The organism is Exiguobacterium qingdaonense (assembly GCF_018617855.1).
Lineage (GTDB): Bacteria > Bacillota > Bacilli > Exiguobacteriales > Exiguobacteriaceae > Exiguobacterium > Exiguobacterium qingdaonense.
The window spans coordinates 115,462-133,854 of record NZ_JACSKY010000003.1; the positions used below are offsets into that span (position 1 = coordinate 115,462).

The window sequence follows — 18,393 nt, forward strand, 5'->3', positions numbered from 1 at the left end:
AAATGAAGTTATTGTTAATGATCGGTGCCGGATTGATGGCACTCGGTGTGGCGCTCGGTGCGTTCGGTGCCCATGCGTTAAAAGAGAGACTGACGCCTAACATGTTGGCGAACTGGCAGACCGGTGTGCTCTATCATATGGTTCATGCGCTTGGGATCATTGGCATTGCGTCACTGCTCATGCGTGTGAGCATCAGTCAATTTAATGTGGCCGGATGGCTCATGTTTGCCGGAATTGTCTTTTTCTCAGGAAGCTTATATGTGATGGCGTTGACAGGAATCACGAAACTTGGAGCCGTGACACCGATTGGTGGGGTCTTGTTCATCGCCGCCTGGATCTTTGTCATCGTCGGTGCGATGAAACTATAACTTGAGAATCAATTTATTCGACATCCATGCCTTTGCTCATGTTCACATGTAGCGAGGGCATGGATTTTTTTTGATGAGTCGTTCCATCAATTGGAAAACGATGATGCATCCTACACATTTATTATTTTAAAATAAGGTAAATCGTTCTCTATTTACATAAAATATTACAGTAAGATGTCAAATCAAGCGGTGAGAAAAGGTATTGGTAAATAATAATTTCTATGTATTCGTTGCCTGAACCTTTGTTCTTGCGTAATAAAATTGAAATATAACTTTAACAGGAAAACATCTAACAGTTAGATATAATTAACCGTGTTGAAACTTAACTCATTGATCGTTTTTGTTACATACTGAAACGGCTCTATATATAGGTTTGTTATTGAGAAAGGATGTACCTATTCATGAATTGGAAACGCACAGTCTCGACGCTCACGCTCGGTGTAATGCTGATTAGCACCCATACCGTCGCGGATGCATCGACTTCGATTAAAGAAAAGCAAGAGCAACAACAAAAAGTTCAAGACAAGCGAAATAGCGTAAAGAAAGACCAAGCCGATACGTCTTCGAAGATTAAAGTGAATAACGAGGAAATTTCGAAAGTGCAGGCAGAGGTCAATAAAATGGACGCGGAGCTACAAGACGTCATCAACGATGTGGCAATGAAGCGCCAAGAAATCAAACGCACCGAGATGAAAATCGAGGATTTAGAAGCCGACATTAAAGATTACCAAGAAAAAATGAAGGCGCAAGAAGCGATGATGAAAGAGCGAATGGCCACAATGCAGAAGAATGGTGGTAGTTCGATCAACTGGGCTGAATTCATTTTTGGTTCAAAAGACCTTTCAGATCTCGTCACGCGCATGATCACAGCTGGAACGATTCAGCGTAGTGACCAAGAGTTGTTCGATGACTATGAAGCGACACAGCGTTCGTTGAAAGAAGCACAAGCTGACTTGAAAGCAGAGCGTGCTTCACTTCTCGAACAACAAAAGGCACTCGAAGTGCGTCAAGCCGAGCTTGAGAAGAAAATGAAGCAGCGTGAAAAACGCATTAAAGAACTTGAAGAGAAGAACATCAAATTTGAATCACAAATTTTCGACCTTCAAGAGATTGAAGCGACGTTAGTGGCACAAGAACAGGCGATTGCGGCTGAAATCGAAGCGCAGCGTCGTGAAGAAGAGGAAGCACGTCGTCGTGCTGAAGAGGCTGCGCGTCAAGAAGCGGCTCGCAAGGCGGAAGAAGCTCGTCAAGAAGCGGCTCGCAAGGCGGAAGAAGAACGCCAAGCAAAAGCACGGGCGGAAGAAGCCCGTCAAGCTAAAGCTCGTGAAGCAGAGCGAGAAGCGGAAGCGGCTCGCCAAGCCGCGCAAAAAAAGCAGGACAATAATTCGAATACCCAGTCTTCTTCGTCTTCAAACAATACGGTTGCATCAAAACCAGCACCGAAACCGGCACCAGCACCAAAACCAGCGCCGAAACCAGCACCTGCACCGAAACCGGCCCCGACAACGTCGGCGCCAGCTCCGTCTAGCTCGATGTTCATTCAGCCAGCCTACGGACGTTATTCTCAAGGTTTTGGACCGGCAAGTGGCCAGTTCGGCTACACGTTCCATAACGGTGTAGACATCGCAGCTCCGACTGGGACGCCAATCCGTGCGTCTGCGACAGGTACTGTCATTCGTGCAGGTTGGGGTGGCGCTTACGGGAACCACGTCATGATCGCCCACGTCATCAATGGTCAAGTTTGGACGACAGTGTATGCGCACATGAACTCCGTAGCAGTCAGCTCAGGACAGCGTGTGACACAAGGGTCGAATATTGGAACACTTGGGAACACAGGGAACTCGTCAGGTCCGCACTTGCACTTTGAGATTCATAAAGGCGGTTACTCATACTCGGCAACGAGTGCAGGTAGCACCGTCAATCCGCGTCAGTTCTTCTGATGCCTTAAAAGAGCCCCTTTCGATTGCGAAAGGGGCTCTTTTGTGTACAAAAACATCCCTCCGCTACTTGCGAAGGGATGCTCATTAGTTGGCTCGCTTGATGTCGCTCGGACGATCTTGTTTTTTACGCATTTGTTCACGGACGTAATAGATGATCGTCAACCCAATCAACCATGGGACACCGAACTTCAACAAGATGTTGAAATCTGTAAACCATGTCGTGATCATCAGGCTTAAGAGTAAGACCGCCCCGAGTAATGGGAGAAACGGATAACCGATCATGCGGACCGGGAGTTTTCGTCCCGTCCACTTTTTGCGGAAGAACAGGTGGGACACAAAGACCATGAACCAAGTGAAGATGGCCCCGAACATCGAGATTCCCATCAAGAACGGATAAGACGACTCCATGAACACTTGTAAGAGGGCGGCCAACACAATTCCACCTGTTGATACGAACAGCGCGAAGGTCGGAATCCCGTTCTTACTGATTTTTTTGAACGCTTTTGGTGCGTCACCAGCTTCGGCAAGCGAGTACATCATACGTGTCGACGCATAGAGCTGCGCGTTCATGGCGGACAAGGCAGCAATCAAAATGACAAAGTTGAGGATACCTGCCGCAAATGGGACGTCGAACTGCTCCATGACGAGTACGAACGGACTTTGATCAATCCCTGCTTGTTGCCATGGGATGAGCATGAGCATAATCGTGAGCGTGACGACATAGAAAAACGTCAGGCGGAACACGGTCGCGCGTAATGCTCGTGGTACGGCTTGGTCCGGGTCTTTGGCTTCACCGGCTGTGACAGCGACGAGTTCGGTTCCGAGGAAACTGAAGAGGGAAATGAAAATCGTCACCCACATGCCGTAAAACCCGAAAGCAAAGAAACCTTCGTTCCCTGTCGTGATTGATTCGATCGGTGATCCTGGTTCGCCGAACAATGTAGCGGCACCGAGGACGATGAACAAAATAATGGCAGTTACTTTGATGAATGATAACCAGTACTCGGTCGTCCCGAACGTATGCACATGTCGGGCGTTTACGTAAATGAGCAGTCCACCAAACAGGGCGACCCAGACGAACCCGTTCACATCAGGGAACCAGTAACGCATATAGATGGCAATGGCACTGACTTCAACCCCTATGGCCAGGACGTTTGCGACCCAATAAGAGTAACGGACGAGAAATCCTGCGAGTGGATGAACGTAGCGTTCGGCAATCGTTCCGAATGATCCAGATGTCGGGTGGGCGACCGTCATTTCGGCAAGTGCGCCCATGAGTAAGAGGACGATGAAAGCCCCGATGGCATAACTGACGAGAACGCTTGGTCCAGCCGTCTGTATCGCGAGTCCGCTCCCGAGGAAGAGCCCGGTTCCGATGGCACTTCCGAGGGAAATCATCGTGAGTTGCCGGGTGGACAGCTCGCGTTTTAGTTTGTTTGTTTCCAAAATCAATTCTCCTTTAGCTGAGTGAAATGTTGTTGTGGACGACTATAGCAGACGGAAAAAAACGATGTCAATTCGAAAAATCGATGAAGGTTTCTCATTTTTGGATGCACATATAGAGACAAATTTTTTTAATTTTTTTATTTGACATGGTTTCGTCAGCCCTGTATAGTACGAGTTAACTTAACTGAAACGAATAAAGGCGTCGACGAAGAGAAGTAACGACAAGTCTTGTATGACAGAGAGCTGATGGGTGGTGCGAATCAGTATACAAGATGTCGCGAATGGACTTCTGAGCTCTAAACCGAACTTTGAGTAGGCTTTAGCGGGTTACCCACCGTTATCACGGGGAAGCGGATGATTGTCCGTGAAGTGGGTTCTTCAGAACCAACGAAGGTGGCACCACGGGTTACTCGTCCTTCTTGTAGCATAGGCTATGAGGAGACGGGTGACCCTTTTTTCGTTTCAATAACATAAATCGAGGATTGAGAGGAGTAGCGCGAGAAGACGTTTCGTCCAGAGAGTCAGGGATGGTGAGATCCTGACCGAGGCGTCCGCGTGAATGGGCTCATGAGAGCATGGCTGAATAGAGTAGGTCATGACGGCTTCCCCCGTTATCGGGATACGATGTGATTGCATCGGAGAGTGGATTCTTTTGAATCAACGAGAGGTGGCACCGCGGTCTAGAACCGTCCTCCATACGACGACTGTCGTGTGGAGTTTTTTTATACACATTTTTAGAGGGGGAACAGGCGATGATTCAACAATTGGAGACGAACTCATTATCGACAGCCGATATGAAAGTGGCAGCAAGCGAAATGTTCCAAGCGGACGAGAAACAAATCGAACGAGTGCTACTGGCGATGAAAGAAAGGGGGGAGACGGCAGAAGAGATGGCGGGACTTGCGGCGTATATCCGTGAAGCGTCACAGTTCACGGAAAGCGACCTCCCGGTACTCGATGTGTGCGGCACCGGAGGCGACGGGGCGCATACCTTCAATATCAGTTCAACCGTCGCGTTCGTCTTGGCCGGTCTTGGAATCCCGGTCGCCAAGCACGGGAACCGAAGCGTGTCGAGTCGATCAGGGAGCGCAGACGTTCTAGAGGCATTGAACGTTCCGATCGTGAAGACGGCAGAAGAAGTACATGCAGACTTGAAACAGATGAATCTCAGTTTTTTATTCGCTCAGCACGTTCATCCGATCATGAAACACGTCATGCCGGTTCGGAAACGACTCGCAACAGCGACCATCTTCAACCAAATCGGACCATTGACGAATCCACTTCGTCCGAAACGACAACTGGTCGGTGTCTATCATCCATCGTTACTCGAGAAGATGGCGACCGCGATGAGACATCTCGGCGTGGAGCGGGGCATGGTCGTACACGGTGCGGGCGGTCTCGATGAAGCGAGTCTCGCCGGTGTGAACGATGTGTACTTTTTTGACGGGAATCAGACGGCACGCTATGCGGTCGACCCAAGAGATCTTGGTTTGATGCGGGCACCTCTGGAAGCATTGCGGGGAGGGACACCGAAAGAAAACGCCGCGACGCTTCTCGCCGTGCTGAACGGAAAGACTGGTCCGGCACGAGACGTCGTCCTGTTGAACACGGCACTTGCCCTTTGCACGTACGGAGCGACTTCAACTCTCCGTGAGGGAGTGAAAGAGGCGAAACGTAGCATTGACGAAGGACACGCGTTACGCGTGTTACAACATTTACAACGTACGGAGGTCGAGGCATGAGTTATTTGACGAAAATCATCGGAACGAAAATCGAAGAGGTCAGTCGCATGAAGCCGATTGATGTCGCCGTGACGGAGCCGATTTCTCTATTGAATGTCATGAGTGATGGGTTCCATATCATTTCAGAAATCAAACGATCGTCCCCTTCGAAAGGGATGATTCGGGAAACGGTCGACGTCGCCGAACGGGCACGTCAATATGAAAAAGCTGGTGCGACGATGATTTCGGTATTGACGGACGCGACCTATTTTAACGGTTCTTTTGACGACTTACGAAAAGTCGCCGACGCCGTCACAATCCCGGTGCTATGTAAGGACTTTATCATCGATGAACGGCAACTTGACTACGCGAAACATCACGGGGCGAGTGTCGCGCTCCTCATCGTGGCAGCCTTACACCCGACACGTCTTCACGAATTGACGCGATATGCCCGCTCTATCGGTCTAGACGTCTTAGTCGAAGTACATGATGAGGCGGAGTTGTGCATCGCCCTCGAACTTGATAACGTGTTGATCGGCATCAATAATCGAGACTTAAAAACATTCGAGGTATCGCTTGAGACATCGGTCGATTTGATGAAACGCTATCCCGAGGTCACGTTCGTCAGCGAGAGTGGGGTCAGTACGGTTGAGGCGGCTGCGCGTCTACAAGAAGCCGGTGCAAGCGCCATTCTCGTCGGGGAAGCACTCATGCGAGAAGAAGATCCGACCCGGTTACTCGAGGAGTTGAAAACATGTTCGTTAAAATCTGTGGAGTAAAGACAGAGGAAGCTCTCCGGGCGGCGGTCGAGGCGGGAGCAGATGCGATTGGATTCGTGTTCGCACCAAGTTCTCGCCAAATCGACGTGGCGACTGCGAAGACGCTAGCCGCACACATCCCGCAATCGATTCGAATCGTTGGTGTATTTTTAAGTCCTTCAATGAAAGACATCGAACAAGCGATGGAAGTAGGGCTGACGGATTTACAAATTCACCACCGGACGCAGTCGATGGAGGACCTCCAAATCTTCGGGTTGCCGATCATCGATGCATCGACCGAGGAGACGGCGGATGTACGATTGATGGATCATCCGACCCCGGGAAGTGGACAGGTATTGGACTGGGGCGAAATCGACCGACCGAAACGTCCGTTTTGGCTAGCGGGCGGTCTATCTCCAGATAATGTGCGGCAAGCGATTCAAATGATCCGCCCAGACGGTGTCGACGTCTCGAGCGGTGTCGAGACGGACGGTCAGAAAGATATTAAAAAGATTCGCGCGTTCATTCAACGCGCCAAGGAGGAACTATGATGTATGCACAACCAGTGAACGGGAAGTTTGGACAATATGGCGGGAAGTATATTCCGGAGACGCTCATGCAGGCGGTCGAAGAATTGGAGGTCGCTTACGAAGAAACGAAGCAAGATCCTGAGTTTCAAGAACGCTTCTCTTCTTTATTACGTGAATACGTGGGACGTGAGACGCCACTCTATTATGCGTCGAACCTAAGTCGTCGCCTTGGGACGAACGTGTATTTGAAACGTGAAGACTTGAACCATACCGGTGCCCACAAAATCAATAACACAATCGGGCAGGCGCTCCTTGCGAAACGGATGGGGAAACAGAAAGTCGTCGCTGAGACCGGAGCGGGTCAGCACGGTGTCGCGACTGCGACAGTATGTGCCCTACTCGATTTGGAATGTACCATCTTTATGGGTGAGGTCGATGTCGAGCGCCAGGCGTTGAACGTGTTTCGGATGGAACTGCTCGGGGCGAAAGTCGTTCCCGTCAAATCAGGCAGTCGTACGCTAAAGGATGCCGTCAATGAAGCGCTCCGTTATTGGGTCAAACATGTAGATGATACGCATTATGTGATGGGTTCGGTACTCGGACCACATCCGTTCCCACAGATGGTACGTGACTTCCAAAGCGTGATTGGAACAGAGACACGTCGTCAAATCCTCGAACAGACAGGGCGACTACCGGACGCTGTCATCGCCTGTGTCGGTGGAGGGAGCAACGCCATGGGGATGTTCTATCCGTTCTTAAACGATGACTCGGTCGCACTCTATGGTGTCGAGGCGGCGGGAAGCGGTGTCGATACGGATCAACATGCGGCGACCCTTACAAAAGGAGAGGTCGGTGTATTGCACGGGTCACTCATGTATGTCCTGCAAGACGCGGCCGGTCAAATCGAGGAGGCCCATTCAATCTCGGCAGGGCTCGATTATCCAGGGGTAGGTCCCGAGCATAGCTTCTTGAAAGATATCGAACGGGTGCGTTATGCCGCCGTCACCGACGACGAGGCACTCGATGCATGTCTCGCTCTCAGCCGGCAAGAAGGCATCATTCCCGCCTTGGAGTCGTCGCACGCTCTCGCTTACGCAGAGACGCTCGCGAAGACGATGGGAGAAGACGATACACTGGTCATTTGTTTATCAGGACGCGGAGACAAGGACGTCCATACAATTCGAGAGAAGGTGGCGACACGATGAGATTAGAAACAGTGATTCGAGAACGAGAAGGAGCGGCGTTCGTTCCATATATCATGGCAGGCGACGGCGGGATGGACCGACTCATCCCGACGATCGTCGAGCTCGAGCACATGGGTGCGACGGCGATTGAACTAGGCATCCCGTTCTCCGATCCGGTGGCGGACGGACCGAGTATCGAGGCGGCTGGGATGCGCGCTCTTGAAGCGGGAGTGACGCTTGATGAGGTGTTGAATCATTTAATAGAAGGAAACGATCAATTTACGATTCCAATCGTCTTGATGACGTACTTGAATCCGGTGTTTCGATTTGGGGTTCAACCATTCTTTGACCGGGCGAGTGAATGTGGGGTAAGTGGGGTCATCATCCCAGACCTTCCATTTGAAGAGAGTCTTCAATTGTTCGCGGGTATCGATCGTCATGACGTTGCGGTCATTCCACTCGTCACGTTGACGAGCAGTGAAATGCGGACGGCATCCATATTGGAGAAGGCGGAAGGATTTGTCTATGCGGTCACGCTCAAAGGGACGACAGGAAAAACAGACGTGTTTCCCGACGAGTTGCTGGCGTATTTGACTCGCCTGACAGAACGGTCACGTATTCCCGTCCTGGCAGGATTCGGGGTGCATCGTCCGGAGCAGGTACAAACGTTGGGATCTGTATGTGACGGTGTCATCGTTGGAAGCTTTATCGTCGAGGCGCTTCATGAAGGAAGGAAAGAGGATGTCGCCACATTGATTCGTTCTGCGAAACAAGTGCATGCATAAATAAACCAGCGCTTCAGACGAAGCGCTAGTTTATTTATAACTCTACCCGTTCAAGACCGTCTTCGCCGAAACGTTTATCGAGCTGGTCGTGGCGATACATCGATGCGAGCACGTATAAGAGGTCACCTTGTTCGATTGCCGTCTGTCCATTCGGTGGAATCAAATATTCATTGCGGACAATTGCATTCACGACAGTGTTCGGAGGGAGGGTGATGTCTGCTAGCGTGTTCCCGATCATCGAGGAGCTCTCGGTAACGACATAAGGGACGAGTTTATGTTGAGACTGTTTGCTCGAAACGAGAGCAATGGTGTACGGGGACCGAATTTGATCAGGTCCGAGTAATCCTAGTTTTTCGGCAAGTGGGGTCAACGTCGTTCCTTGAATCAATGCACTCGTCACGACGACGAAGAAGACGGCATTGAACAACAGTTGGCTATTCTCTGTACCTGCAATGAGTGGGAAAGTTGCGAGCACAATTGGAACGGCTCCTTTTAGACCGGCCCATGAAATAAAAAATTTCTCTTTTCTCGTGAAAGACATACCGAGCGTTGATAAATAGACGGCGATTGGACGAGCGAGAAACATCAGGACAAATGAAATGAGGAGACCTTTCCAAATCAAATCAGGTTCGATGAGTTGACGCGGGAAAACGAGTAACCCAAGGATGACGAACATGATGATTTGCATAATCCAAGCAAGTGCCTCTGAAAATTGAACAATCGTCACTTCGTGTGCCGTATGTGCGTTTCCGACAATCATTGCAGCGACATAGACGGCCAATAAGCCGCTTCCTAACAAATATGCGGTAAGACCATATGTCAAAAATGCCATTGAAATCATGAGGACGGCATGCAGTCCGCTCGACTCGAGTCTCAGGTGGTTCAACATGAGGCGAGATAATTGGCCGAGTAAAAGTCCGACGAGTGTGCCGACGACGATTTGAAGAATAAACATCCATATACCATCCCATATGGTCGTTTCGGGTTTCATCATAAAGTCGAGTGCAAGGATCGTCAAAAACATCGCCATTGGGTCGTTCGTGCCGGACTCGGCTTCGAGTGTCGCACCGACTTTCGGTGAGATATTCTTTCCTTTAAACGCGGTGAAGACGGCCGCCGCATCGGTCGAGCCGATAATTGCACCGAATAGGAAAGCTTCAATCCAATCGAAACCAAATACGAAACGAACGGCGATCGCAACAACGGTCGTCGTGATCAATACACCGAACGTCGCGAGTGAAGCGGCTGGAGCAAGCACGCTCCGAATCGACGACCATTTCGTTTGAAGTCCCCCTTCAAACAAGATGACAATCAAGGCGGCGACTCCGATAAGTTGGGCTAGATTCGAGTCATCAAAGAAGACGAGGCCAGTGATGTCACTCCCCATGACCATCCCAATCCCCATAAACAAGATCAAAGCAGGTAAGCCGAATCGAGTCGAGATTCGTGTCGCCATGACACCTGCGACGAGAAGTGAACCAAAAAGTAAAACGAGTATATCGGTGTTCAAAGCAGGCACGGGCAAACACATCACGTCCTTTCTAATAGGAAACTATTGAGTTCATTGTACCATGAAATCGTCTTAACTTTCAGAATTGAAGATTATACAAACCATACACATTGGAATTATGAGTTATCGATATGGTAAAGTTAGAACATCATAGGAGGAGGGATGATGATGTCTAAAATTCACGTCATTCATGAGAACGAGGAATGGACGAACCACCTTGTTCACCGCTTGGAAGAATTGAAATTACCGTACGAATTGTGGCATTTGGATCAAGGGACGATTGACTTGGAGGCGGCGCCTCCAGAAGGCGTTTTTTATAATCGGATGAGCGCTTCTTCGCATACGCGCGGACATCGCTACGCACCTGAATTGACGGAAGGGGTCCTCGCTTGGCTAGAAGCGCATGATCGCACCGTGTTCAATGGTACACGTGCCATTCGATTGGAAGTGAGTAAAGTCAATCAATATACGGCGCTTCGACGCGAGGGAATCCGGGTGCCAAAGACGATTGCGGCAGTTGGTAAGGAGCAAATCATCGAGGCGGCCGAAAATTTAGGGGTCACACCATTCATCACGAAACATAATCGTGCCGGGAAAGGGCTCGGGGTTCAATTGTTCCATACCATCGATGGCTTGAAAGAATACGTGTATGGCGCCTCGTTCGAAGACTCGATTGACGGGATCACGCTCATCCAGCAATACATCGAAGCACCTGAACCGTATATCACCCGATGTGAGTTCATCGGTGGAAAGTTCATGTATGCGGTCCGCGTTGATACATCGGAAGGATTCGAGCTTTGTCCGGCAGATGCATGCTCGATTGAAGACCAGTTTTGCCCGGTCGGCGAGACCCCGCCGGCCAAATTTGAAATCATCGAAGGGTTCGATGACCCGATCATTCCGCGACTCGAAAGGTTTCTCCGAGTAAATTCAATTGATATCGCGGGAATTGAGATTATTCGCGACCGAGACGGCAGTGTCTATGCCTACGATGTCAATACGAACACGAACTATAATTCTGATGCAGAAGCGACAGCAGGGCGTTTCGGGATGCTCGAATTGGCCACTTTCTTAGGAGATGCGCTACACGTCACCGCAACGAAATAAGGGTCAGGCGCTCGCCTGACCCTTTTGCTGTGTATGTTTAAGTTGCTCTTCAAATCGATGTTGGACTAATTCTGCTGTCGGTGTCGTTCGTTCGATGAACGAATTTAAACGTTCCGCAGTGTCTCGATCGTTTTCTTTGAACACGCGCATCGTTGTTCACCTCGTTGATCAGGATTATTTGCTTACATCATCCTTAATTCCCGAAGTGCTATATGCGTAAACCTTTCACACGCTAAAGAATGTACTCAACTTTTCTTTCGGTAAGATGTTCCCGACATAAAACTCCCCGAATTCTCCATACTTGGCGCTCACTTCGTCGAAGCGCATCTCATAGACGATCTTCTTGAACTGGAGTGAATCTTCAGCGAAGAGCGTGACGCCCCATTCCCAAGCATCGAACCCGGTCGACCCACCGATAAATTGTTGAATCTTGCCGGCATAGCTCCGGCCAATCATGCTGTGACGATACATGAGGTCTTTGCGCTCGTCCATCGACAGCATATACCAGTTGTCTCCGTCACGACGAGCTTTACTCATCGGATAGAAGCAAATGTGTGCAGCTTTTGGTAACGTCGGATAGAGGCGTGAACGGATATGAGGATTTTGGTACGGGTCTCCATCCCCAGATCCGCGATACATGCCGAGCTCGATGACCGAGACGTATGAATACGATGGAATCATATAGTCACATAATGCTGTTTTGCGGAATGCGCGTTCGACTTCCTCAAGTTCATTGAATGTCGGACGAAGTACCATTAAAACGAGGTCTGCTTTTTGACCGAGAATGGAGTAGAAGGCATGGCTTCCCTCACCTTTTGTTTCTACTTCTTCAAGAGAAGCGAGAAACGTAGTGAACTCGTCAATCATTTGTTGGCGCTGATCGGCATCGACGAGCTTCAAGCGAGCCCAATCGATTGTGCGGAAATCATGTAGTGAATACCAACCGTCTAATGTTGCGGCGGCATGTTGTGTTTCCGTTGTAGGTACAGGACGTTCTGACATAAAAAAACTCCTTTCGTGACTTGGCTTCGCCGTCTATTTTACCATACACGCTTTGGGCACTGGCAAATTTGAAACACTGTGAGTGTTATCACGATTCACGAAGGGTAAAGAACAGAGGTAGACAGATATGAAAACGCTACAAAAATGGCTGTATCAGTCAGTTTTGAAAAACTGTTCTATTCATATAATGACTGATTTCAAGCGATTTATGACGAAATGGGCAGAATAGTTTATTTTGAAAAGGGTACTGTGTATAATTGAAATCGCGTAAAGACACAAGTCAATGGCAAAACCATAGCATTCATGCTGTAAAATAAGAAAAGGGGTTCATTCGATATGAAATTATTTGAAACGTTGAAGCAGAAAGTCAGCCCGGTTCGTCCGAGCATCGTCTTCCCAGAAGGCGTTGATGAGCGTGTTCTTGGAGCCGCTGTGCGATTGAAAGCAGACGGTATGGTGGAACCGATCGTGGTCGGGGCGAAAGCGGACATCGAAGCGGTAGCGGCGAAACACGGTTTCGACCTTTCAGGTTTGACACAATATGACCCGGCAACATACGAAGACATTGATGTTCTCGTCGAATCATTCGTCGAGCGTCGTAAAGGGAAGGCAACGCCAGAACAGGCGCGCGAACTCCTTACATCAGACGTGAACTACTTCGGGACGATGCTCGTTCACACAGGAAAAGCAGAAGGTCTTGTCTCAGGCGCTATGCACGCGACGGCCAATACGGTACGTCCGGCACTTCAAATCATCAAAATGCAACCAGGTATCAAAAAGACGTCAGGTGTATTCATCATGGTGCGCGATGACGAACAATACGTCTTCTCTGACTGTGCGATCAACATCGCACCGGATGCAGCAGACTTAGCGGAGAACGCATTCTTGTCAGCAGCGACAGCGAAGACGTTCGGGATCGACCCACAAGTCGCGCTTCTTAGCTTCTCGACAAAAGGTTCTGCGAAGTCACCTGAAACAGAAAAAGTCGTGGAAGCGACACGTCTCGCGAAAGAAAAGTCACCGAACCTTCCAATCGACGGAGAACTTCAATTCGATGCGGCATTCGTCCCTAGCGTAGCGGCGAAGAAAGCACCGGGTTCTGACGTGGCTGGTAAGGCGAACGTATTCGTCTTCCCAAGTCTTGAAGCAGGGAACATTGGATACAAGATGGTTCAACGTTTCGGTGGATTCGAAGCAATCGGCCCAATCCTTCAAGGTCTAAACAAGCCAGTAAATGACTTGTCACGTGGCTGTAACGAAGAGGACGTCTATAAATTGACACTCATCACAGCAGCACAAGCAATCGACGAGCGCAACGAAGCGTAAGTCCGGGGCATCCTTCTTTGAAGGGTGCTTTTTTTGATGGCCCGTTATAAACTATTCAAGAAGGGGTGATGGAATGGATGAACTAGATGAAAGTGTTTTGTTACCTGAAGGACATCGTTACGCCATGTTTGGTGGTGGGGATGACTACCCGATTAAGACTTATTATGAAGGGGTATTTGAAACGGTCTTCATCGCGTTTCATCCATTCCTTTCTCCAATAGATCACTCCGCCGCAATTAATCGTTATGCCGATTTGGACAAAAACAAGGTAGAGCAACAATTTCGGGCCGTTACATGGGAAGAGATGAGGCAAAGACTCGGTTTTCGTGACGTGAGCCGTATCGACCATGCGCTCCGAACAATGATTGAGGCACTGAAACCGCACGCTGAAGATCGAGCAGGGGCGAATCGAATCATCGAATATTGCGAACGTGAGAATGTGCTCCCACCAGGTGAAGGGGAACTATCGAATCTACAAAAGAATCAAGTGTTGCGTGCACTCTTGGAGATGGGAGAAGGATGGATCTGGACCGGGGATGAATTTTGTACGGAACGGCATCTCATCTATCTCAGTGAGGTGCTCGCTGCTGATACGTGGGGCATGCAACATCGGACGTTCTTCGGTTACGAACACGAATGGCTAATCCTATCACCTTGGGATAGCCATTTCACGTTGTTTTGTGGCAGTCGCGCATTTATCGAACAGGTCGTCGAACGATGCGAGCTCGAGGGCTTTTATTGTGACGCTGAGACGACCATCAATTGGAGTTTGTCGGAGCGTAAGCTGAGGTAAACTAAAAGAGGAATCCATGATTGAAAGGGGAACTATGTATGCAAAGCATTCATGCGACAGAATTACGAGAAAAGTTAGAGAACGGGGAGTCCCTCCACATCATCGACGTGCGCGAACAAGATGAATATGACGCAGGACATATTCCGAACGTACCACTTTATCCATTATCAGAGTTTCCACAAGTGACAGAAAAGTTGGCACAAGATAATGTGTATCACGTCATCTGTCGATCAGGGGGACGGAGTCAAACGGCGTGCGATTACTTAGAGTCACAAGGCTACAAAGTCATCAACGTCGACGGTGGCATGCTCGCTTGGGATGGCGACATCGAAGCGTGATGCTAGAAAATCCTTGGGTCGTCGTGCCGCTTCTCATCGTGCTTTACCTCACGGTCTATGCCGCGGTGAAGCGATTTGATTGGGAGAAGTGGCGACTCGTCTGGGCGGTCTGGGTGATGTTGATCATCATCCTATTGACGATGGAACTTGTAACAAGTCTATAAAAATGCGGAACCTTCTTAATGAGGTTCCGCATTTTTTATGCGTCGTTGCGCTTATCAAATGTGATTGATGCGATCGCATCATGCTGGTGAATGGATTCTTCATTACGGCATTCGACGAAGAAGTTCACGACTTGTTTCATCTCGTACAAGTCCGCCGCGATCAGGCGAACCATATCCTCGACGAAACGTGGGTTTTCGTACGCGATTTCTGTCGCACGTTTTTCATCCGGGCGTTTAAGGACCGGGTGAAGTGGTGCTGAGGCGTTCGACTCCGCTGCATCGAGAAGTGCTACACGCCAGTCAAATCCATCCATCAATGTCTCATCAAGACCTGCTTCAATCGTGATGTAACCGCGTTGGTTATGGGCGCTGTATTCACTGATTTCTTTTGAACATGGGCATAGTGTCGTGACGTTGATGATGAGACCGACCGTCACATTCGCGACGCCTGTTTCAAGATTGTACGTCACGCGATGCATGACGTCCGCGTTCATCAAGCCGCTAAGCCCTGTCGCGGGCGCTTTACGCGTGAAGAACCAAGGATAACGGATTGTCAACTGTCCTTCCGTTTGTTCCATTCGTTCCGCGAGCTCCTGCGCGAACTCAATCAACGAATGATTCGAGACCGTCCATCCTTGTTGATGGTACGCATCGAGTTGTTCTGTCAAACGAGACATGTTAATTCCTTTACGGTCTTGGACGAGCGATGTCGTCAATTCGAATGTGGCGACCGTAGATTGAACCCCATCCGATGTTTCGACGTTCACGGGATGCTTCACGTTCGAGATGCCGACGCTATCGAGTGCGAATAAGAAGTTTTTCGGTGTATTTTGTAAATCGACCATCTGTTCTTTCTCGGTCGGCTTTGTTCCTTTAATCGGCGGGACCGACCCGAACAATTTATGTCGTTCTGCTTTTGTAGGTAAAGCGACATGGCTTGTAGACATAATCGGATTCTCCTTTTTTAGAGTGGTTCAAACGCCCACCCTTTCTTGTTAGGATTTTATCACGAAATGATGGCTAAACGGGTATGATTTTGCTCTCATAACATGTTTTGAATATGCAACAGTTAAAAAAAAGTCCTTCATATATTGAAGAAAGAGGATTGATTTACTTTGTGAACGAGACTAAAATGTTCCTGTGAACTTAAAAAAGGACACCACTATTAAATATGAAGGAACTGAATCACAAAGGAGCTGTTTTTATGGATTGGCAGTTAGTTTTGCAGTATGCCTGGATCATCGTCGTGCTCGTCGGGCTAGAAGGGTTGTTATCTGCAGACAACGCGCTCGTACTAGCCGTCATGGTCAAGCATTTACCGCGTACAGAACAGAAAAAAGCATTATTTTACGGGCTTCTTGGGGCATTCGTTTTCCGATTTATCGCATTGTTCTTAATCTCGTTTTTAATTAACGTATGGCAAGTTCAGGCGCTCGGTGCGCTCTATTTAATCGGGATGAGTGCACGGCATCTGTATATGACTTATAAGGCCAGAAAGATGGAACCAATACAAGATTTGGCGGCCGAAGCGAAAGAAGAGACGGCCATCACTGAACGACCGGTCTCGAAAAAAGAATTTTGGCTCACCGTCGCCAAAGTCGAATTTGCGGACATCGCCTTCGCGGTCGATTCCATCTTAGCAGCGGTCGCGCTTGCGGTCAGCTTGCCGCCGCTCGGTCTAGGTGAAATCGGTGGAATTGACTCGGGTCAGTTCTTCGTCGTCTTGACAGGTGGACTCATCGGGGTCGTCTTGATGCGGTTTGCGGCGCGTATTTTCGTCAAGTTGCTCCATCAACGTCCGACGCTCGAGACAGCAGCCTTCCTCATCGTCGGTTGGGTCGGGGTCAAGTTGACAGTCCTCGTACTCGAGCATCCGGGATTCAAAGAGTTGATTGCCGATACACCGTTTGAAGTGATGGGACTTCCGGACGGCTTCGTCCACTCGGCAGCTTGGACGATTTTCTTCTGGTCGGTCATGGTCGGAATTGCGACATGGGGCTGGTTCTCATCGAAACCGACAGCGGTCAAACATTGAATCAAATCGTCACAATCATCACGAAACCCCCGGACATTAGTTGTTCGGGGGTTCGTTCTGTTCACGTGTCATCGAAAGAAAGGGGTATACGCCACCATTCGTCTCCTGCATGAACGTTTTCTCTCGCTTGAAACCGAGCGATTCATATAGTCGGATAGCACGTTTGTTGAACGTGGCGACGGCAAGACGCACTGTGCGAGTCCCATATGTCGCCTCGATCCAATTTAGGATTGAAGTGAGGAATCGATGTCCGTTGCCGCTCCCCGTCAAATCAGGGCGCATGCCGAGACCGATGGAAACAGCGTCTACTGATTCGAATTGCAACGTGACGAAACCGATGAGTTCGTCGTCAAGAATGGCGAACGTTGTATCACCTCGTTCATCCGCATCTAAAAATAAGGCGAGGTCTTCCTCATCAGCGTCCATATTATAAAACGCGTATTCGCCTTCATAGCGCCACTTGAAAGCAATCAATTCGGCTTGCTCTTGGGTGAGTGGTTGAAACGTATGGCTCATAAAAATTCCTCGTCTCTGATTGAAGTGGTCGTGCTACACTCAAATCGTATCATGAAAACAAGGGGAGGGAACATGATGGCAGTCAAATTGGACATGGTCGGAATCGTCGTGACGGATATGAAGCGGTCGCTCGACTTTTATCGGGCACTCGGGTTTGAGATTCCGGAAGCGATGAACGGGGAAGCGCATGTGGAGATTGATGAAGGAGGCGTGCGTCTCGCGTTTGATACGGTAGAAGTGGCTGAATCGGTATATGGGGAATGGAAACAGGGAACAGGACATCGAATCGAGCTCGCCTTCTTATGCGAAAGTCGTGATGCGCTCAATCGCTTGTACGATACGGTCCTTGAAAAAGGATATACGTCACACAAGGCCCCGTGGGATACTTTTTGGGGACAACGCTATGCGATTCTATATGACGCAGACGGGAACTTGGTCAGCTTGTTCGCCGCATAAAAATAATCCCGGGCCATGCGGCTCGGGATTATTTTTTGTCGTGGCATTCTCCCCATGAACAAAGAGCGTTCATGGCAGGTTGAAGGCCGAGAGCATCTTCAGTTAATGAATACTCGACATGGAGGTGCTTCTCTGTCGAATAATCGATTCGACGCACCATGCCGAGCTGTTCGAGCTCACGCAATTGGTCGGTCAACACTTTTCGGCTGACATCAGGAATCGCCCGTTGAATGTCAGAAAAACGGAGCGGTCCATCTTGAAGCGTGCAATACACTTGCGGGCGCCATTTGCCGCCGATGATCTCGAGTGCCCGGTTGACGGGAAACGATGTGGCCATGTTCAAAGAACCTCACTTTCGGGTAGTTACTTCAATGTGCGTACTTTTCTTCTTGCTTCAATGACAGTATCTTATCG

Annotated in this window: 21 protein-coding genes and 2 other annotated features; of the genes, 14 read left to right on the plus strand and 7 right to left on the minus strand. The window is 49.3% G+C overall.

What is annotated here, in order from left to right:
• The first annotated feature begins 2 nt into the window (after nt 1-2).
• Together KNP00_RS05480 and KNP00_RS05485 are read left to right on the plus strand one after the other, a co-directional pair.
• On the plus strand, nt 3-368 hold the full coding sequence (locus KNP00_RS05480) for a DUF423 domain-containing protein (RefSeq protein WP_215143031.1): 366 nt from the start codon (nt 3-5) through the stop codon (nt 366-368).
• Between the two features lie 401 nt (nt 369-769).
• Entirely contained in the window at nt 770-2,308 is a 1,539-nt protein-coding gene (locus tag KNP00_RS05485; protein ID WP_215143032.1) for a M23 family metallopeptidase, read from the plus strand.
• A gap of 84 nt (nt 2,309-2,392) precedes the next feature.
• Here the strand turns inward: KNP00_RS05485 and KNP00_RS05490 are convergent, their stop codons facing one another.
• Nucleotides 2,393-3,706: an amino acid permease gene (locus KNP00_RS05490; protein WP_240542747.1), complete on the minus strand. Its 1,314-nt coding sequence runs from the start codon at nt 3,704-3,706 to the stop codon at nt 2,393-2,395.
• Between the two features lie 241 nt (nt 3,707-3,947).
• Nucleotides 3,948-4,175, plus strand: a binding site (T-box leader).
• A gap of 48 nt (nt 4,176-4,223) precedes the next feature.
• Nucleotides 4,224-4,451, plus strand: a binding site (T-box leader).
• 55 nt (nt 4,452-4,506) lie between these two features.
• Between KNP00_RS05490 and trpD the strand changes: the two genes are divergently transcribed.
• From trpD to trpA, 5 genes are read left to right on the plus strand one after another with little or no spacing between them, the layout of a single operon-like run.
• A complete protein-coding gene (gene trpD / locus KNP00_RS05495) occupies nt 4,507-5,496 on the plus strand; it encodes an anthranilate phosphoribosyltransferase (protein WP_215143035.1) in 990 nt (329 codons plus the stop codon).
• Nucleotides 5,493-6,254, plus strand: a complete 762-nt coding sequence (gene trpC, locus KNP00_RS05500; protein ID WP_215143037.1) for an indole-3-glycerol phosphate synthase TrpC — start codon at nt 5,493-5,495, stop codon at nt 6,252-6,254. The genes trpD and trpC overlap by 4 nt, the downstream gene beginning before the upstream one ends.
• Nucleotides 6,230-6,784: a phosphoribosylanthranilate isomerase gene (locus KNP00_RS05505; protein ID WP_215143042.1), complete on the plus strand. Its 555-nt coding sequence runs from the start codon at nt 6,230-6,232 to the stop codon at nt 6,782-6,784. Before trpC ends, KNP00_RS05505 begins: the two co-directional genes overlap by 25 nt.
• Nucleotides 6,781-7,968: a tryptophan synthase subunit beta gene (gene trpB, locus KNP00_RS05510; protein WP_215143045.1), complete on the plus strand. Its 1,188-nt coding sequence runs from the start codon at nt 6,781-6,783 to the stop codon at nt 7,966-7,968. The genes KNP00_RS05505 and trpB overlap by 4 nt, the downstream gene beginning before the upstream one ends.
• A complete protein-coding gene (gene trpA / locus KNP00_RS05515) occupies nt 7,965-8,732 on the plus strand; it encodes a tryptophan synthase subunit alpha (RefSeq protein ID WP_215143047.1) in 768 nt (255 codons plus the stop codon). The genes trpB and trpA overlap by 4 nt, the downstream gene beginning before the upstream one ends.
• A gap of 34 nt (nt 8,733-8,766) precedes the next feature.
• On the opposite strand, the gene KNP00_RS05520 is transcribed toward trpA, so the two are convergent.
• Nucleotides 8,767-10,263 carry a potassium/proton antiporter gene (locus KNP00_RS05520; RefSeq protein WP_215143049.1) on the minus strand — a complete coding sequence of 499 codons (1,497 nt, stop codon included), beginning with the start codon at nt 10,261-10,263 and terminating at the stop codon, nt 8,767-8,769.
• 147 nt (nt 10,264-10,410) lie between these two features.
• Between KNP00_RS05520 and KNP00_RS05525 the strand changes: the two genes are divergently transcribed.
• Nucleotides 10,411-11,349: an ATP-grasp domain-containing protein gene (locus KNP00_RS05525; protein ID WP_215143051.1), complete on the plus strand. Its 939-nt coding sequence runs from the start codon at nt 10,411-10,413 to the stop codon at nt 11,347-11,349.
• A gap of 3 nt (nt 11,350-11,352) precedes the next feature.
• Here KNP00_RS05525 and KNP00_RS05530 read toward each other — a convergent pair whose 3' ends face one another.
• The gene (locus KNP00_RS05530; RefSeq protein ID WP_215143053.1) at nt 11,353-11,499 is read right to left on the minus strand and encodes a hypothetical protein; all 147 of its coding nucleotides are present in this window, start codon (nt 11,497-11,499) and stop codon (nt 11,353-11,355) included.
• 75 nt (nt 11,500-11,574) lie between these two features.
• A complete protein-coding gene (gene hemQ, locus KNP00_RS05535; RefSeq protein WP_215143055.1) occupies nt 11,575-12,351 on the minus strand; it encodes a hydrogen peroxide-dependent heme synthase in 777 nt (258 codons plus the stop codon).
• Between the two features lie 336 nt (nt 12,352-12,687).
• On the opposite strand from hemQ, the gene pta reads away from it, so the two are divergent.
• The 4 genes from pta (at nt 12,688) to KNP00_RS05555 (ending at nt 14,972) form a co-directional block, all read left to right on the plus strand.
• On the plus strand, nt 12,688-13,677 hold the full coding sequence (gene pta, locus KNP00_RS05540) for a phosphate acetyltransferase (protein WP_215143057.1): 990 nt from the start codon (nt 12,688-12,690) through the stop codon (nt 13,675-13,677).
• 73 nt (nt 13,678-13,750) lie between these two features.
• Entirely contained in the window at nt 13,751-14,470 is a 720-nt protein-coding gene (locus tag KNP00_RS05545; protein ID WP_215143059.1) for a DUF2711 family protein, read from the plus strand.
• 38 nt (nt 14,471-14,508) lie between these two features.
• On the plus strand, nt 14,509-14,808 hold the full coding sequence (locus tag KNP00_RS05550) for a rhodanese-like domain-containing protein (protein WP_215143061.1): 300 nt from the start codon (nt 14,509-14,511) through the stop codon (nt 14,806-14,808).
• Nucleotides 14,805-14,972, plus strand: a complete 168-nt coding sequence (locus tag KNP00_RS05555) for a hypothetical protein (protein ID WP_215143317.1) — start codon at nt 14,805-14,807, stop codon at nt 14,970-14,972. The genes KNP00_RS05550 and KNP00_RS05555 overlap by 4 nt, the downstream gene beginning before the upstream one ends.
• Before the next feature lie 35 nt (nt 14,973-15,007).
• On the opposite strand, the gene folE2 is transcribed toward KNP00_RS05555, so the two are convergent.
• On the minus strand, nt 15,008-15,919 hold the full coding sequence (gene folE2 / locus KNP00_RS05560; protein WP_215143063.1) for a GTP cyclohydrolase FolE2: 912 nt from the start codon (nt 15,917-15,919) through the stop codon (nt 15,008-15,010).
• A gap of 257 nt (nt 15,920-16,176) precedes the next feature.
• Here folE2 and KNP00_RS05565 point away from each other — a divergent pair, with 257 nt between their 5' ends.
• Complete coding sequence (locus tag KNP00_RS05565; protein WP_215143065.1) at nt 16,177-17,007, plus strand: TerC family protein; 831 nt, start codon at nt 16,177-16,179, stop codon at nt 17,005-17,007.
• A gap of 36 nt (nt 17,008-17,043) precedes the next feature.
• On the opposite strand, the gene KNP00_RS05570 is transcribed toward KNP00_RS05565, so the two are convergent.
• Entirely contained in the window at nt 17,044-17,523 is a 480-nt protein-coding gene (locus tag KNP00_RS05570; RefSeq protein WP_215143067.1) for a GNAT family N-acetyltransferase, read from the minus strand.
• 75 nt (nt 17,524-17,598) lie between these two features.
• Here KNP00_RS05570 and KNP00_RS05575 point away from each other — a divergent pair, with 75 nt between their 5' ends.
• Nucleotides 17,599-17,979, plus strand: a complete 381-nt coding sequence (locus KNP00_RS05575) for a VOC family protein (RefSeq protein WP_215143069.1) — start codon at nt 17,599-17,601, stop codon at nt 17,977-17,979.
• A gap of 28 nt (nt 17,980-18,007) precedes the next feature.
• On the opposite strand, the gene KNP00_RS05580 is transcribed toward KNP00_RS05575, so the two are convergent.
• Entirely contained in the window at nt 18,008-18,316 is a 309-nt protein-coding gene (locus KNP00_RS05580; RefSeq protein WP_215143071.1) for a winged helix-turn-helix transcriptional regulator, read from the minus strand.
• Nucleotides 18,317-18,393: the final 77 nt, after the last annotated feature.

Bases quoted from the DNA above. Each gene is read 5' to 3' on its own strand.
- KNP00_RS05480 (WP_215143031.1), top strand. From the start codon at position 3: ATGAAGTTATTGTTAATGATCGGTGCCGGATTGATGGCACTCGGTGTG.
- KNP00_RS05485 (WP_215143032.1), top strand. From the start codon at position 770: ATGAATTGGAAACGCACAGTCTCGACGCTCACGCTCGGTGTAATGCTG.
- KNP00_RS05490 (WP_240542747.1), bottom strand. From the start codon at position 3,706: ATGATTTCCCTCGGAAGTGCCATCGGAACCGGGCTCTTCCTCGGGAGC.
- trpD (WP_215143035.1), top strand. From the start codon at position 4,507: ATGATTCAACAATTGGAGACGAACTCATTATCGACAGCCGATATGAAA.
- trpC (WP_215143037.1), top strand. From the start codon at position 5,493: ATGAGTTATTTGACGAAAATCATCGGAACGAAAATCGAAGAGGTCAGT.
- KNP00_RS05505 (WP_215143042.1), top strand. From the start codon at position 6,230: ATGTTCGTTAAAATCTGTGGAGTAAAGACAGAGGAAGCTCTCCGGGCG.
- trpB (WP_215143045.1), top strand. From the start codon at position 6,781: ATGATGTATGCACAACCAGTGAACGGGAAGTTTGGACAATATGGCGGG.
- trpA (WP_215143047.1), top strand. From the start codon at position 7,965: ATGAGATTAGAAACAGTGATTCGAGAACGAGAAGGAGCGGCGTTCGTT.
- KNP00_RS05520 (WP_215143049.1), bottom strand. From the start codon at position 10,263: ATGTGTTTGCCCGTGCCTGCTTTGAACACCGATATACTCGTTTTACTT.
- KNP00_RS05525 (WP_215143051.1), top strand. From the start codon at position 10,411: ATGTCTAAAATTCACGTCATTCATGAGAACGAGGAATGGACGAACCAC.
- KNP00_RS05530 (WP_215143053.1), bottom strand. From the start codon at position 11,499: ATGCGCGTGTTCAAAGAAAACGATCGAGACACTGCGGAACGTTTAAAT.
- hemQ (WP_215143055.1), bottom strand. From the start codon at position 12,351: ATGTCAGAACGTCCTGTACCTACAACGGAAACACAACATGCCGCCGCA.
- pta (WP_215143057.1), top strand. From the start codon at position 12,688: ATGAAATTATTTGAAACGTTGAAGCAGAAAGTCAGCCCGGTTCGTCCG.
- KNP00_RS05545 (WP_215143059.1), top strand. From the start codon at position 13,751: ATGGATGAACTAGATGAAAGTGTTTTGTTACCTGAAGGACATCGTTAC.
- KNP00_RS05550 (WP_215143061.1), top strand. From the start codon at position 14,509: ATGCAAAGCATTCATGCGACAGAATTACGAGAAAAGTTAGAGAACGGG.
- folE2 (WP_215143063.1), bottom strand. From the start codon at position 15,919: ATGTCTACAAGCCATGTCGCTTTACCTACAAAAGCAGAACGACATAAA.
- KNP00_RS05565 (WP_215143065.1), top strand. From the start codon at position 16,177: ATGGATTGGCAGTTAGTTTTGCAGTATGCCTGGATCATCGTCGTGCTC.
- KNP00_RS05570 (WP_215143067.1), bottom strand. From the start codon at position 17,523: ATGAGCCATACGTTTCAACCACTCACCCAAGAGCAAGCCGAATTGATT.
- KNP00_RS05575 (WP_215143069.1), top strand. From the start codon at position 17,599: ATGGCAGTCAAATTGGACATGGTCGGAATCGTCGTGACGGATATGAAG.
- KNP00_RS05580 (WP_215143071.1), bottom strand. From the start codon at position 18,316: ATGGCCACATCGTTTCCCGTCAACCGGGCACTCGAGATCATCGGCGGC.